The 14,426-nt window shown below is 62.6% G+C and carries 13 protein-coding genes; 5 read left to right on the forward strand and 8 right to left on the reverse strand.

Features of this window, described 5'->3' with window-relative positions:
* Positions 1 to 4 precede the first annotated feature (4 nt).
* Complete coding sequence (locus tag AYK65_RS03760; RefSeq protein WP_026613055.1) at positions 5 to 388, forward strand: VOC family protein; 384 nt, start codon at positions 5 to 7, stop codon at positions 386 to 388.
* 6 nt (positions 389 to 394) lie between these two features.
* On the opposite strand, the gene AYK65_RS03765 is transcribed toward AYK65_RS03760, so the two are convergent.
* Complete coding sequence (locus AYK65_RS03765) at positions 395 to 1,807, reverse strand: DHA2 family efflux MFS transporter permease subunit (RefSeq protein ID WP_046118518.1); 1,413 nt, start codon at positions 1,805 to 1,807, stop codon at positions 395 to 397.
* A 136-nt stretch (positions 1,808 to 1,943) separates the two neighbouring features.
* Here AYK65_RS03765 and AYK65_RS03770 point away from each other — a divergent pair, with 136 nt between their 5' ends.
* The 3 genes from AYK65_RS03770 (at position 1,944) to AYK65_RS03780 (ending at position 5,917) form a co-directional block, all read left to right on the forward strand.
* Positions 1,944 to 2,969 carry an MBL fold metallo-hydrolase gene (locus AYK65_RS03770; protein WP_046118517.1) on the forward strand — a complete coding sequence of 342 codons (1,026 nt, stop codon included), beginning with the start codon at positions 1,944 to 1,946 and terminating at the stop codon, positions 2,967 to 2,969.
* Between the two features lie 281 nt (positions 2,970 to 3,250).
* Entirely contained in the window at positions 3,251 to 4,753 is a 1,503-nt protein-coding gene (guaB, locus tag AYK65_RS03775; RefSeq protein ID WP_081157942.1) for an IMP dehydrogenase, read from the forward strand.
* A 288-nt stretch (positions 4,754 to 5,041) separates the two neighbouring features.
* Positions 5,042 to 5,917 carry a dienelactone hydrolase family protein gene (locus tag AYK65_RS03780; protein ID WP_046118515.1) on the forward strand — a complete coding sequence of 292 codons (876 nt, stop codon included), beginning with the start codon at positions 5,042 to 5,044 and terminating at the stop codon, positions 5,915 to 5,917.
* Positions 5,918 to 5,986: 69 nt separating this feature from the next.
* On the opposite strand, the gene AYK65_RS03785 is transcribed toward AYK65_RS03780, so the two are convergent.
* Positions 5,987 to 6,937 (reverse strand): LysR substrate-binding domain-containing protein, encoded by a 951-nt coding sequence (locus AYK65_RS03785; RefSeq protein ID WP_026613050.1) that lies wholly within the window; start codon positions 6,935 to 6,937, stop codon positions 5,987 to 5,989.
* Positions 6,938 to 7,145: 208 nt separating this feature from the next.
* Between AYK65_RS03785 and AYK65_RS03790 the strand changes: the two genes are divergently transcribed.
* Positions 7,146 to 7,442, forward strand: coding sequence for a DUF1127 domain-containing protein (locus tag AYK65_RS03790; RefSeq protein ID WP_026613049.1), 297 nt, complete (start codon positions 7,146 to 7,148; stop codon positions 7,440 to 7,442).
* Between the two features lie 359 nt (positions 7,443 to 7,801).
* Here the strand turns inward: AYK65_RS03790 and AYK65_RS03795 are convergent, their stop codons facing one another.
* The 6 genes from AYK65_RS03795 to AYK65_RS03820 form a co-directional block, all read right to left on the reverse strand.
* Entirely contained in the window at positions 7,802 to 8,620 is an 819-nt protein-coding gene (locus AYK65_RS03795; RefSeq protein WP_026613048.1) for a DUF937 domain-containing protein, read from the reverse strand.
* A gap of 120 nt (positions 8,621 to 8,740) precedes the next feature.
* Positions 8,741 to 10,114 carry a glutamate--cysteine ligase gene (locus AYK65_RS03800; protein ID WP_046118514.1) on the reverse strand — a complete coding sequence of 458 codons (1,374 nt, stop codon included), beginning with the start codon at positions 10,112 to 10,114 and terminating at the stop codon, positions 8,741 to 8,743.
* 144 nt (positions 10,115 to 10,258) lie between these two features.
* Positions 10,259 to 10,996: a 16S rRNA (uracil(1498)-N(3))-methyltransferase gene (locus AYK65_RS03805; protein WP_046118513.1), complete on the reverse strand. Its 738-nt coding sequence runs from the start codon at positions 10,994 to 10,996 to the stop codon at positions 10,259 to 10,261.
* An 8-nt stretch (positions 10,997 to 11,004) separates the two neighbouring features.
* Positions 11,005 to 12,510, reverse strand: coding sequence for an inorganic phosphate transporter (locus AYK65_RS03810; RefSeq protein WP_046118512.1), 1,506 nt, complete (start codon positions 12,508 to 12,510; stop codon positions 11,005 to 11,007).
* A gap of 129 nt (positions 12,511 to 12,639) precedes the next feature.
* Complete coding sequence (locus AYK65_RS03815) at positions 12,640 to 13,146, reverse strand: NUDIX hydrolase (protein WP_046118511.1); 507 nt, start codon at positions 13,144 to 13,146, stop codon at positions 12,640 to 12,642.
* Between the two features lie 311 nt (positions 13,147 to 13,457).
* Positions 13,458 to 14,249 (reverse strand): FadR/GntR family transcriptional regulator, encoded by a 792-nt coding sequence (locus AYK65_RS03820; protein ID WP_205625818.1) that lies wholly within the window; start codon positions 14,247 to 14,249, stop codon positions 13,458 to 13,460.
* Positions 14,250 to 14,426 lie beyond the last annotated feature (177 nt).

Genomic DNA, 14,426 nt, shown 5'->3' on the forward strand with positions numbered 1-14,426 from the left:
GCCGATGCTGCTTTATGTGACCCTCGGCTCCAACGACCTCGAACGGGCCGGCGCGTTCTACGACAGGACGCTCGCGACGCTCGGCCTCAAACGCCGCAAGGAGGACGAGGTCGAGATCGGCTACGGCGCGGAGGGTGACTTCCGCTCCCGCCTGTGGGTCGTCACCCCGTTCAACCGCGAGGCTGCAACGATCGGCAACGGCTCGATGGTGGCGCTCGAAGCGGGTAGCCGCGCGGCGGTCGATGCGTTCTATGCCGCCGCCCTCGCCAATGGCGGTACGGATGAGGGCGCGCCGGGGCTTCGGCCGTTCCACCCGAATTTTTACGCGGCCTATGTCCGCGATCCGGACGGTAACAAGCTCTCCGCCGTCTGCGAGCGGCCGGAATAACTCCGTTTATTTTCCGGCCGTCGTCGTCTCCGCCTCCCGCATCGGCAAGCGGTGGCCGGAAACGGAAGCGCCGGCATTCTTCGCCATGGTCAAGAAGGGGATCGCCGCGAGCAGGTTGGCGGCGGCGATGATCATGAAGGCGACCTGGAAATCCTCGAGGCTGAGCGGACCGCCGCTGATCGCGGTCTCGATTTCGAGGATCGCGCCTGCGACCGCCACTCCCAAAGCAAGGCTGATCTGCTGCAGGACGGCGCTCATCGACGTCGCCTTGCTGGCATCGGCATCTTCGATATCGGCGAAGGAAAGCGCGTTGACGCTGGTGAAGAAGAAGGAGCGGGCGAAGCCGGCGATCAGCAGGATCGTGATCATCACCAGATAGGGCGTCGCCGGCGTGAAGAAGCCGTTGGCGAAGGTCATGACGCCGGCGATCACGGCCGCAATGATCAGCGTCGTGCGGAATCCGGCGAAGGCGAGCACACGGCGGGCGAGGAACTTGGTGGTGATGGCGCCGACCGCGCCGATGAAGGTGATGAGGCCAGACTGGAACGCGCTAAGGCCGAATCCGACTTGCAGCATCAGCGGCATCAGGAAAGGCACGGCACCGACGGAAATCCGGAAGATCGTGCCGCCGATCGAAGCAGCGCGGAAGGCGCCGTCGCGAAACAGCCGAAGATCGAGCACCGGGGCCGGATGCCGGCGCGCGTGGAAGATGTAGAGCAGCGACGCGGCGATTCCGGCGGAAACGGAGGCGATGCCGATCGCCGGCGGCAGCGCCGGCAGGCTGATGACGGAGAGACCGAAGACGACGCCGGCGGCGGCGATACCCCCGAGCAGAAAGCCGAAGATATCGAGCGGCGGCGGGCTTCGCCGCTCCATCTCCGGGAGGTAAATGCCGGAAAGCACATAGCCCGCAATGCCGGCCGGCACGTTGATCAGGAAAATCCAATGCCAGGAAAAATAGGTGGTGATGAAGCCGCCGAGCGGCGGGCCGGCAAGCGGACCGACCAGCGCCGGGATGGTGAGCAGCGCCATGGCCGAGACCAGCTCGCTACGTGGCGCGCTGCGGACGAGAACGAGGCGCGCGACCGGCGTCATCATGGCGCCGCCCATCCCCTGCAGGAAGCGTGAAAGAACGAAGGCGAGGAGGCTATCGGCGACAGCGCAGAATACCGACCCGGCGATGAAAACCAGCATCGCGGCGCGAAAGATGCGCTTGGCGCCGAAGCGGTCCGCCATCCAGCCACTCAACGGGATGAAGATCGCGAGCGCCACCATGTAGGAAGTCAGCGCCAGCTTCAGCGTGATCGGCCCGACGCCGATATCGCGCGCGATCGCCGGCAACGAGGTCGAAATGACCGTCGAATCCATCTGCTCCATAAACAGAGCGACGGCGAGGATCATTGGCACGATGCGATTCATGAAAAGGCCTTGGGGCTGTAGCGGTCGCGCGGGTAAAGGCTTCCGATGGCTTTGTAAGGGCCAAACCGGAGATTGCAGATCAAAAGCGTGTGATCCGGGCTGTCCTTTTCTGTCAAGGCGCTACTTCTCGCCTGTCATGTCTGGCGCGCGGGCAGCGCCAAATCAGCAGGAGGGAATCGTGACGGCATTTTCATTAAAGCGGCGAACCTTGTTCGCAGCAGGGGCGGGCGCTTTGGCGGCGCCGAGCCTGCTGGCGGGTCTTGTGAATGCTCAGGAGAGTGCGGACAAAGACGTCATGGCCAACGGTGCGGATTTCAAGACGTTGAAGCTCGGAAGCTTCAAAGTGACGGTGATCAGCGACGGCACGCGCGCCTCGGACAATCCGCACGAGACCTACGGTACCAATCAGCCAGCAGACGCGGTCACCGCGCTGCTCGAGCAGAATTTCCTGCCGACCGCCGGGTTCATCAATGGCTTTTCCCCGGTTCTGGTCGATACCGGATCGGACGTCGTGCTGTTTGATACAGGGCTCGGTGAGGGTGGCCGGGACGCGGGAACGGGCAAGCTCGCTCACGGTATCCGGGCCGCCGGCTACACGCCCGAGCAGGTTTCGGTGGTCGTGATCACCCATATGCATGGCGATCACATCGGCGGCCTGATGGAGGCTGGCAAGCCGGCCTTTGCCAATGCACGCTATGTGACGGGGAAGGTCGAATTCGATTTCTGGAAGGACCCTGCCCGCGTCGGGACGCCTGCCGAAAACGGACACAAGGCGGTGCTTCAGAAAGTCGTGCCGCTGGCCGAGAAGACGACTTTCATCGCCGACGGTGCCGAGGTCGTGCCTGGCATCACGGCCGTTGCCGCTTTCGGGCACTCCCCGGGGCACATGATCTACCGGCTCGATTCGGATGGGCAGGCGCTCATCCTCACGGCGGACACGGCCAACCACTATGTCCTGTCGCTGCAGCGGCCGGATTGGGAGGTCCGCTTCGACATGGACAAGTCAGCGGCGAGCGCGACCAGAAAGAAGGTCTTCGACATGATCGCGACGGATCGGCTGCCCTTCGTCGGCTATCACATGCCGTTCCCCGCTGTTGGTTTCGTCGAGCGGCAGGATCAGGGCTACCGTTTCGTGCCGGCGACCTACCAATTCGACATCTGAAAGTCCTTTGTTGCTCTGCAACAACATTTTAGCACGGCCCGGGAGATTTCCGGGCCTACAGCGCCGCGCGTCTTCAGACGCGCCAAGGTCGCTGCAGCACTTTGAGTTGCTGCATGTTTCTTGAATCGGCTACGATTCAAGAAACATGCAGTAGCCTATTTTCATTCTGACATATCCGTGTTACGAGCCCTCGCCAACTTCCAAGACAAGCTTTGAAGTCGCCCGGTGGACAAGTTGCTGATCGTCCCCGGGGATTTTCGTTTATTGAAGAGGAACTGGCCATGGCGCGTATCATCGAAACGGCAACCGGTCTGGAGGCTTTGACCTTCGACGACGTCCTGCTTCAGCCGGGACATTCCGAGGTCATGCCGGGCCAGACGAACATCGCGACGCGCATCGCGCAGGATATCGATCTCAATCTGCCGATCCTTTCATCCGCCATGGACACGGTCACCGAGGCACGGCTGGCGATCGCCATGGCCCAGGCCGGCGGCATCGGCGTCATCCACCGCAATCTGACGCCCGTCGAGCAGGCGGAAGAGGTTCGTCAGGTCAAGAAGTTCGAAAGCGGCATGGTCGTCAATCCGGTGACGATCGGCCCGGATGCGACGCTTGCAGACGCGTTGAGCCTGATGAAAGCGCATGGCATTTCCGGCATTCCCGTCGTCGAAAACGGTGGTGTCGGCGGGCAGACCCAAGGCCGTCTCGTCGGCATCCTCACCAATCGAGACGTTCGCTTCGCTTCCGATCCGTCGCAGAAGATCTATGAGCTGATGACCCGGGAAAACCTGGTTACCGTCAAGGAAAACGTCGATCAGCAGGAAGCCAAGCGTCTGCTGCACAAGCATCGGATCGAGAAGCTGCTGGTGGTCGACCCGGAGGGCCGCTGCGTCGGCCTGATCACGGTGAAGGACATCGAGAAGTCGCAGCTTAACCCCAACGCCTCCAAGGACGCTCAGGGGCGCCTTCGCGCCGCCGCCGCCGTCAGCGTCGGTGACGACGGCTACGAACGCGCCGAGCGGCTGATCGACGCTGGCGTCGACCTGATCGTCGTCGACACCGCCCATGGCCATTCGCAGCGCGTGCTGGATGCGGTCCGCCGGATAAAGAAGCTTACGAATTCCGTACGGATCATGGCCGGCAACGTCGCGACGGCGGACGGTACCAAGGCGCTGATCGATGCGGGTGCGGATGCGGTCAAGGTCGGCATCGGTCCCGGTTCCATCTGCACGACGCGCATCGTCGCCGGTGTCGGCGTGCCGCAGCTCGCGGCGATCATGGCGGCCGTCGAGGCTGCGCAGGCGGCGGGCATTCCGATTATCGCCGACGGCGGCATCAAATATTCCGGCGACCTTGCGAAGGCGATCGCCGCCGGCGCTTCCGCCGTGATGATCGGCTCGCTGCTTGCCGGCACCGACGAGAGCCCGGGCGAGGTCTTCCTCTATCAGGGCCGCTCCTTCAAGGCCTATCGCGGCATGGGCTCCGTCGGCGCGATGGCGCGCGGTTCGGCCGACCGTTATTTCCAGGCGGAAGTCCGCGACACGCTGAAGCTCGTGCCGGAAGGCATCGAGGGCCAGGTTCCCTATAAGGGGCCGGTGTCCGGCGTCCTGCATCAGCTCGCCGGCGGCCTCAAGGCGTCGATGGGCTACGTTGGCGGCGCGACGATCAAGGACTATCAGGAGCGCGCCACTTTTGTCCGCATCTCCGGCGCCGGCCTTCGCGAGAGCCACGCGCATGACGTGACGATCACCCGCGAGAGCCCGAACTACCCGGGCGCTGCCTGAAATATCTCCTTCGGTACGCCGGTCAGGGTTCAAAGCGCTACAGCGCCCTTCCTACCGCATGGCCGGTCACGCAGTTTTGTAAGTCTTTGTAAGTCTGTGACCGCCCGCTGGCTTATCTTGTCGGCGGGCGGTTTTTCGTTCATCGGCCGCCGAAACCAGGCCCAGAGCATTTGCAGCCAGGTGGAATCACCTGACATCGCACAAATGCGGCAAATACAAAGGGATAGAGCGGGCGCGCGAACGCGTGTGAGCGCATCCCGCTCCAGGAAACAGCCGAAGGAGGCCGTCATGGACAAGCCTGTGATCACCCAGGCGATGATCGATGCGTATGACGAATATACCCATTTGACCCTCGATCGCCGCCGCTTCATGGAAAGGCTGACGGCGCTTGCCGGTTCAGCTGCCGCTGCCGCGGCAATCGCGCCGATGCTGGCCGCCAACAGCGCCAAGGCCGAAATCGTTGCGGCGACCGACGAGCGGATCAAGGGAGAGGACATCACCTATCCCGGTGCCGACGGCGACATGAAGGGGTACCTGGTTCGGCCGGCCAACGCGACCGGCAAGCTTCCGGCCGTGATCGTCATCCATGAGAATCGCGGTCTCAATTCGCACATCAGGGACGTTGCGCGTCGCGTGGCGCTTGAAGGCTTCGTGGCACTTGCTCCCGATTTCCTCTCGCCCGATGGCGGTACTCCGAGCGACGAGGACAAGGCACGCGAGATGATCAGCGCACTCGATCAGGCCGAGACGAGCGAGAATGCGGTCGCAACCGTCACGTACCTGAACGGACACGCGGAAAGCACAGGCAATGTCGGCGCCATCGGCTTCTGCTGGGGCGGTGGTCTCGTCAACCGGCTTGCCGTGAACTCGCCGGACCTGAAGGCCGGCGTCGCCTATTACGGCTCCCAGCCGAAGGCCGAGGACGTGCCGAAGATCAGGGCGGCGTTGCTTCTGCACTACGCAGGGCTGGACGAGCGCATCAATGCCGGCATTGAAGATTATCGGAAGGCGCTGACGGAGAGCGGCAAGGACTTCACGATCCACGTCTACGAGGGCGCCAATCACGCTTTCAATAACGACACGTCGGCGGCTCGCTACAACAAGGAGGCGGCCGACCTCGCCTGGCAGCGTACGGTCGAGTTCCTGATGGCGAAGCTCGCGTGACACCGATCGGAGTGCAGCGAAAATCGGTGCCTCGGCCGAGGCGTGCCTCTTCGTTCGGCTGCTAAGTCGTCACCAGCCGGGCAGCATGTGGCTCTGCCTGAGGCGCGGATAACGCGGGAAGCCCTTGATATCATTGTCGAGATCGTCGTTGACGGCGATCGGCGTGATGTTGTCGAGGCAGGCCGTGATATGGTTGGTGATGGCGTTCGACAGCGACGGCGAGAGGCCGGGGCGCTTCATGATACCGATCTGCACCGGTGCGAGCGCCGGAAATCCGTCCGCCAGAGTGAGAACCTTCATGCCGGGGCGCAGCGCCGATTCCGGCAGCACCGACACGGCCATGCCGGCCAGTACCGCCGCGGCGACGACCGTCGACGACCAGCTCGTGAACAATATCTGGTATTCCCTGCCGGTCGCATCGAGCGCGGCGCAGGCCGCCTGCCGCCACAGACAGTCACGGCGTCCGACGGCAAGCGGGATCGGCGCGTTTTCGGGGAGCGGATGGTTGATCGAACTCACCCAGCAGAGCGGCTCGGTGCGCACGACGTCCGAGGCGCGCGCCCGCGGATTGTGGGTTACCAGCGCAATGTCGAGATCGCCCTTGGCCATCTTCTCGGCGAGATCGGCCGAAGGCTCGCAGACGATGTAGAGCTCGACGTTCGGATGCGTCTTGGCGAAACGCACGATGATTTCGGGCATGTAGCGATCGGCATAGTCGTCCGGCGTGCCGATCCGAAGCGTGCCCTCGAGCCGGTTGTCGTCGAAGGACGCAATCGCCTCGTTATTGAGGCGGATCATCCGGCGGGCGAAATTCAGGAGCCTGTCGCCCTCGACGGTCAGCCGGTTACCTCGGCCGTCCTTCATGAAAAGCGCTTTGCCGATGCGCTCTTCCAGGCGGCGCATCTGCATCGAAACGGCGGATTGCGTCTTGAAAACGCGGTCGGCGGCCTTGGTGAAGCTGCCGGTGTCTGCAATGGCGACGAAAGTTTGCAACTGATCGATATCGAGCGGTGCGGACATGGCCGGAATACCCATAAGATTGTTTGATGAATATCATTAAAAACATTCGTTGGACTGATCAATAAGGATTTGCGATTGATAAGTCGCAAATTACATCGATCCCTCGGCGCCTTCCCAGCCGATCTGCCAAATCGTTTCCGCCTGCCCCTGCGTAGACCTCCCCGCAGGGGACAGGTCTCTTCGTGCCTGAGAAAAAAGGAGTTCCGTCATGCGCACGACCCCACACGCCCTCGGTCTAGACCTCGTCGCTGGCAAGCCGTCGCTTGCCTCCCGCACGGCAGGCGTAGTCGGCGTGCTGACGGCTGTCTGGCGCCTGTACCGAAACCGCTGCCAAATCGCTCGCCTGCACGATCTCGACGACCGTCAGCTCCTCGACATGGGGTTGAAACGCGAAGATCTGCAGGAGGCCCTGACCTCGTCCTTCTTCGACAATCCGGGAAGCTACCTGACGCGGGCCTCGCGAAACCGGGTGAACCTCTTCTATAGGGGTGTTCGCCACGATTGATTATCCCCATGGCGCATCCCGCCGCCTCGGATGCGCCATTTGCGGCATGATCCTGCGCGAGGTTGCCGCCGTTGCGCAGATCATGCCGCAAAGTTCCAGTTACGGTGTGTAAGTTGCGCCGAACAGTTCCCCGCAGGGTATGAGCCAATAGACCCTGCTGCTTGCCCGGTACATGCCAAGACATGTACCGGGCTTTTTTTTATGCGTGGTGCCCGGTAAACGTTGTGCTGAATGTGCCCTCATCTGCCTGCCGGCACCTTCTCCCCGCAGGCGGGGAGAAGGGACTCGCGACGCTCGCTCAAGCCCGCCCGCCTGCGGGGGAGAGCTGGGGTGAGGGGCAAAACAGCGCTGCGTGAAGTCTAACCCTTGCCGCCAGAACTTTTTCTGTAGCTTTCGAAGAGGGCGTCGATGTTCTTCTGATATTCCTTCTGCATTTCCAGCCCGGTGTCGAACATCTTGTTCATCGCCTGCGAGAACTGAGTGAAGGCCGGGTTTTCTGCCGGCGTCTTATCAGGGGTGCCTGAGCTGTTGCTCATCATCTCCTGGAACGCCTTGAAGAACGGATTGTCGGCGAAAAAGTCGGGCGCCTTCGGCTTCTCCTCCGCCTTGCCCATGCCGAAGAAACCCTGCATCGCCTGGGTGAAGGGGTTGTCGAAGGGGTTCGGCGGAGGCGTCGGTTTTTTCGCGAGGCCCGTCGCCTCCATCCACTGCTGCATCAGCACCATGATCGGATTGTTGGCGAGGGCATCGCTCATCTGGCCCGTGGTCTGCTTGAAGAGGCCGCCCATGAGCGTGCTCGCCATCACCGGCAGCATCTGCTTGTAGATCTCCTGACCGATTCCTGTCATCTGCGCCGCCTGCGCCGCGATCGCTCGCGACATCTCCTTCGAGCCGAAAAGCTGGCCGAGGATATCGTTGCCGTCGGCAACGCCTTGAGGCGTAAAGGCTTGTCTCATGTCCTCGAAATATTTGGCGTAATTGCCGGTCGAGAGTGCCGTGAGCAGCGCGCCGAAATCATAGGGATTGGTGGTGTTGCGCTTGAAGGCGGTGGAAAAGGCCGGCATCAGCGCCGCCGCGGCCTTCGCCATCTGCTCCTGCGCGAGCCCGAATTGCTTCGCCATCAGTTCAAGGGCCTGGCCGTTCTGCGCCTGTGCGAACATGTCAAAAAGCGGTGCCATTGGCGTTTCCTTCCCGGCGAACGACGCATGTCATTGCACTATAACGGGAATCAAGGGACTGGAAACCGCTTTTTATGGAATGCCCGCCGGAGCGGAATCGGGTACCGATTCCAACCTCGCTCAGTACTGGTATTCGGCGAATACCGGCTCGACCGATTCGTTCCAGCGGCCGTGGTAGAGCGCGAGCATGTCCTCGGCGAGCGTCGCCCTTTTCGCCAGGACCTCGTCGAGCGGCGCTAGGAATTGGCTTTCGTCGATGCCGTCGCCATTGACCCGATTGCGGCGCTTGAGGCCGTCGCGCGAAATCGCGAGAACCTCGCGCGCGACGTCGAAGAGCGACATCGTCCTGAACTTTGCCGAAAGCGCCTGAGCGGGAACCGCGTTCCTCAGCGCAAGGACTTCCTCATAGGTCCAGTCGTGGCTCAACGCCTCGGCCCCCGCCAGAGCCTCCTCGTCATAGAGCAGCCCGACCCAGAAGGCGGGAAGCGCACAGATCCGTCGCCACGGGCCGCCGTCGGCGCCGCGCATCTCGAGGAAACGCTTCAGGCGGACGTCGGGGAAGAGCGTCGAGAGGTGGTTGGTCCAGTCGCCCATATTGGGCTGCCATTCGGCGATCTCGCCTTTCAGCGCCCCATTCATGAACTGGCGGAACGTGACGTGGGTACAGTCGTGATAATGTCCCCCGCGTACGACGAAATACATCGGCACGTCGAGCGCCCATTCCGCGTAATCGGCAAAACCGAAGTCCGGCTTGAAGGTCGAGGGTAGCAGGCCCGCGCGTCGATTGTCGGTGTCGCGCCAAATGTCTCCGCGCCAGGAGAGGAGCCCGTTCGGCTTGCCGTCGGTGAAGGGAGAACTTGCGAAGAGGGCGGTCGCAAGCGGCTGCAGCTTCATCGACACCTGCATCTTGCGCCGCATGTCCTCCTCGGACGAAAAGTCGAGATTCACCTGGATCGTGCAGGTGCGGTACATCATGTCGAGGCCCTTGGTGCCGACCTTCGGCATGTAGCGCGTCATGATCGCGTAACGAGACTTCGGCATGCGCGGCGTCTCTTCAAAGGTCCACTTCGGACTGCCGCCGATGCCGAGGAAGCGGATGCCGAGCGGCTCGGCGATCTCGCGAAGAACGGCCAGGTGCTGGTTCGATTCCTTGCAGGTCTGGTGCAGGTTCTCGAGCGGCGCGCCGGAAAGCTCGAATTGTCCGCCGGGCTCCAGCGAGATCGCGCCGTTGCCTTCGCGGTCGGCAAGGCCGATGATGTTGCCCTCGTCGACGATCGGCTCCCAACCATTCCTTTCGGCCATGCCGTTCAACAGCGCCTGAATGCTGGCCTCGCCGAAATAGGGCACGGGGCTGTTGTCGGCCTTGAAGAAGGCGAATTTCTCGTGCTCCGTGCCGATCCTAAACTTCTCCTTCGGCTTTGAGCCTGATGCCAAATAGGCGGTCAGGTCAGCGACAGAGGTAACCGGCGTCTGGTCGGTGGTATCTCGGGCCATATTCGTCTTCTTTGCCTGGGCGGCTCCTGCCGATCAGCAGGAGTGGATGGAGGGTGCTTGAACCGGAATCAAGTGCGGTGCAAGTCAATTTCTTTCAAGATGTCCTCAAAAAAACTCCGCGAAGGTTTTGCGACAAAACGCCATCTATCGCCAGTCGCCGATCGAGGCCTGGATGACCGCCATTGCCGCCACCGCCGCCGTGTCGGCGCGCAGAATACGCGGCCCGAGCGGGATCGCCGTCACGAAATCGAGACTGCGCAGGAGCGTGCGCTCGGCCTCTGAAAAGCCGCCTTCCGGACCGATCAGGAGCGCAAGCCGGCGTTCGCTGATACCGTTGAGGATAGGCAGCGGGTTTTGGCTTTCATTGCCCTCGTCGCAGAAGATCATGCGCCGGTCGCGGGGCCAGCTCGCGAGAATATCTTCAAGCTTCCGCGGCGCTTCCACGGCGGGGATGCCGAGAACGCCGCATTGCTCGGCCGCCTCGACGACATTGGCACGAACGCGGTCGAGGCTGGCGATCTTACCCTGAACGTGTTGCGTCATCACCGGCTGAAGCACGCCGGCGCCCATCTCGACCGCTTTCTGGACGAGATAGTCGAGACGGCCCACCTTGAGCGGCGCGAAGAGATAGACGAGATCTGAGGGGAGTGGTTGCGGGCGCGTCTGTTCGAGCGCCGTCAGGACCGCCTGTTTGCGCGAATGCATGGAAAGCTCCGCCCGCCACTCGCCATCCCGGCCGTTGAACACGAGGAGCGAGGAGCCCTCATCGAAGCGGAGCACGTTGACGAGGTAGTTGAACTGCTCTCTCGTGGCCTCGTGCCTTGCTCCCGTGTGAAGCGGACTCTCGACGAACAGTCGCTGCATGCGAAAGTTGGCGCGCATTTGGTCACCTACAGGAAAAGGCCGGAAAGGATGAAGTAGACTACGGCGGAGAGCAGCGCCGATACGGGAACCGTGATCACCCAGGCTGCAACGATCGTCAGGAAATAGGAGCGGCGCACCAGCCGGCGGCGGCGCACCTCGGCGAAATTCGTTTCGACCTTCTCCATGAAGTCGGCGTGGCCGGTCCTGCGGCGGACATATTCGAGTCTTCGCTTGGAGCGCCGCGTATACCATTCACGGAAGAAGCCGACGCCGAAGACGGCGCCGACCGCGGTGTGGGTCGAGCTGATCGGCAGCCCGAGGGCCGAAGCAAGCAGCACCGTTATTGCCGTCGCGAGCGCCACGCAGAAGGCCCGCATCGGATTGAGACGCGTGATCTCCTCGCCGACGACGCGGATGAGCAGCGGTCCGTAGAGCGTGAGGCCGAGCGAAATGCCGAGCGCGCCGATGAGCAGCACCCAGAAAGGCGCGTCCGATCGCGCCGTCGAGACGACGCCGTTGACGGCGGAGACGATCGCCGACAAGGGACCGATCGCGTTCGATACGTCGTTGGCGCCGTGCGCGAAGGAGAGCAGTGCTGCAGAAAAGATGAGCGGCAGGCGGAACAGCTTGCGCAGCGACTGGTTGCGGTTGTCGAGACCTTCCGACTGGCGGTGGATCCACGGCTTCGACAAGACGTAACAAGCGGCGCCGGCCAATACACCGATCAACAGAGCGGTCGGGAGTGAGACAAACGTCACCTGATCCAGGGCAAAGACCGCCACATAGGCCGTGAAGGATCCCGCCGTCACCCCGAGAACGACCGGCATCCAGCGCCGGGCGGCGGCGATCTTGTCGTCTCGATAGATGACGAATTCCTTGAGAAAGGCGAGAATGAGCGCAGCGATGGCGCCACCGAGTAGGGGAGACACCGACCAGCTTGCGGTGATGCCGGCGATCGACCACCATTTGACGCTGGCAAAGCCCGCGGCGGCGAGGCCGGCCCCGACGATGCCGCCGACGATGGAGTGCGTGGTCGAGACCGGTGCGCGCGAGTAGGTGGCGATATTGATCCAGATCGCCGAAGAGATCAGCGCCGACATCATCACCCAGACCAGCGTCTCGGCGCTCAAGAGCTGCGTGCCATCGACGATACCAGCTTCAATGGTAAGCGTGACACGGCGCCCGGCGATCAATGCACCGGCGATCTCGAACACCGCGGCGATCGAGAGCGCGGTCGCCATCGACATGGCTTTCGCACCAACCGCCGCGCCGACGTTGTTCGTCACGTCGTTGGCGCCGATGTTCATCGCCATGTAGCCCGCGACCGCTGCCGCAGCAATGACGACGGCCATGCCGGACGCGCCGGTGAAATAGCTCGCGGCGAAACCCATGCTGAGGATCAGGAAAAGAGCTGCGAGACCCGGCGCCGCCAGGCGGCGCATGACATGATGCGACGCCTCCTCGGCAAGACTGAACTTGTCGAGGTCCTTGTCGATCGTCAGCTTCTCCAGACGCGGGCGCGGTTTGACCACTGGATGTTCTCCATCGTGATGATCGCAGTAGCGGCAGCGGCCGGCGCATTCAAGCGGAATTGAGGAGGGCAGGATCAAGCGGCGGGCGAAGTCCTATCGATGCGCGCAAGGGGCGCGCCGGGATCGGCGTTAGTCCTTGGTGGTCTTCTGCTTCGGCTCCGGAGTGGGAGTCATCCGTTCGCCGAAGCCGAGGATGAGCTCCTTCAGCGAAGGCTCGGCCACGCGGCTCGCTGCCTCCTGGTAGTCGACCCACTCGAGTCGTCTCGCGCCCTTCTCCGGGAAGTTCTTGCAGAAGTCCTCGACTTCGAGCGCGTGCACCTGCACCTTGCAGGAAATCGCCAAGCCGTGATCCATGCGCTTCTGGTAGACATAGGAGCCGATCGTCGCCCTGTGCGCCTTGCCCTTGACTCCGGCCTCTTCGTAGGCCTCGCGTTCGGCGACCTCGTGCGCCCGCTTTCCCTGCATCGGCCACCCCTTGGGGATGACCCAGCGTCCGGTATCGCGGCTGGTGATCAGCAGGATTTCGAGCGCGTTGGTCTTCTTGCGGAAACGGTAGCACAATGCGGCATACTGCATGCGCGCCGGGCGACGCAGCATCAGATGCACATCAGAGGCCAGCCGATGCAAGATGTTCAAGGCGCGAATACTCCTTATGCGGGCGAATCGGCAACAATCAGTCACCTTAAGTGTATGCCTTACTTGCCTTACCTTCAAATGAAGTTGCTTTGAAAAGAATAACCGCTGGAAAGGCGCTGCGGTTCCGACGCAGGCGCGGTCCATTTCAGATAGAGCTCGGAATACATGTAATGCGTCGATCTGGCCCTTGCCAGGATGCGACATTGTTGTGCGCAGGAGCGCGAGGGGTGCGGTTTTCGGTATGTGGTGGCAGCGAGGCAACAGGGCCGTAAGAAGGAGTACCTCGGAGTTTCGCGGCGGTTGAGGTGCCGTTACGATCCGGCGCGGCCGCGTTGCTGCAGGCGTAGCCGTGCCACGCGTGCCCAGTCGCCGCTACGCTCCGCCTCGCGCGCGGCCGCCGCGACGAAATCGATGTGGCTCTGCGCGGCTGCCTTGGCCGCCTTCGGGTCACCGGCCATGATGGCCGCATAGATCGCCTCGTGCTGCACAAGAAGCTGGTCGCGCGCGCCGGGCGCACCGAAGACCGAGTTGCGGTGGAAGAAGATGCCCTGCGTCAGGAGGCGGTAGCAGGCCCTGAGCGTGTGCAGCAGGATAATGTTATGGGCGCTTTCCCCGATCGCATTGTGCAGCTCGACGTCGGCTTCGAGTTCCTCATCGAAGTTGCCGCTCTCATGTGCGGCGCGCATGCGTTCGATGACGCGGGTCAGGATATCGCGGTCGAAGTCCGTGGCGCGCTTTGCGGCGAGCTCCGCCGTCAGCCCTTCGAGTTCCCGCCGATATTCGAGATAATCCTGCGTTGCCTTGTGATGGCGTCCGATGAGCTCGATCAGCGGCTTCGAGAAGATCTGGCCGACGACGTCGGCGACGAACGTCCCTCCGCCGTGCCGGCTTTCGACGAGGCCGCGCGCTTCCAGTTCCTTGAGCGCCTCGCGGAGAATCGGCCGTGATACGTCGAACCGCTTCGACAGCTCCCTCTCCCCCGGAAGCCGGTCGCCGTCGCGCAGCACGCCCTCGAGGATCAGAAGCTCGATCTGCTGCACGACCTCGTCCGCCGTCCGGCTGTGGCTGATGCGCGCATAGAGGTCGGTCTGGTCTTCGGTCACGGCCATATCTCCCGGAGCGGTGAGGAAAAGCATGTGCGGTCTTCCGCTCGCCTGCCGCTCCCTTGCGGCAATCTAGCAGTCCCGGCAAAGTGGTCAAATTGATTGTCCACTTTGCCGCCGCCACACTGACAAAAGTCAAGCTGCGTCAATGCGTCCTGTTCTTTTTGCTCGGTTGGT

The organism is Ensifer aridi, assembly GCF_002078505.1.
GTDB lineage: Bacteria > Pseudomonadota > Alphaproteobacteria > Rhizobiales > Rhizobiaceae > Sinorhizobium > Sinorhizobium aridi.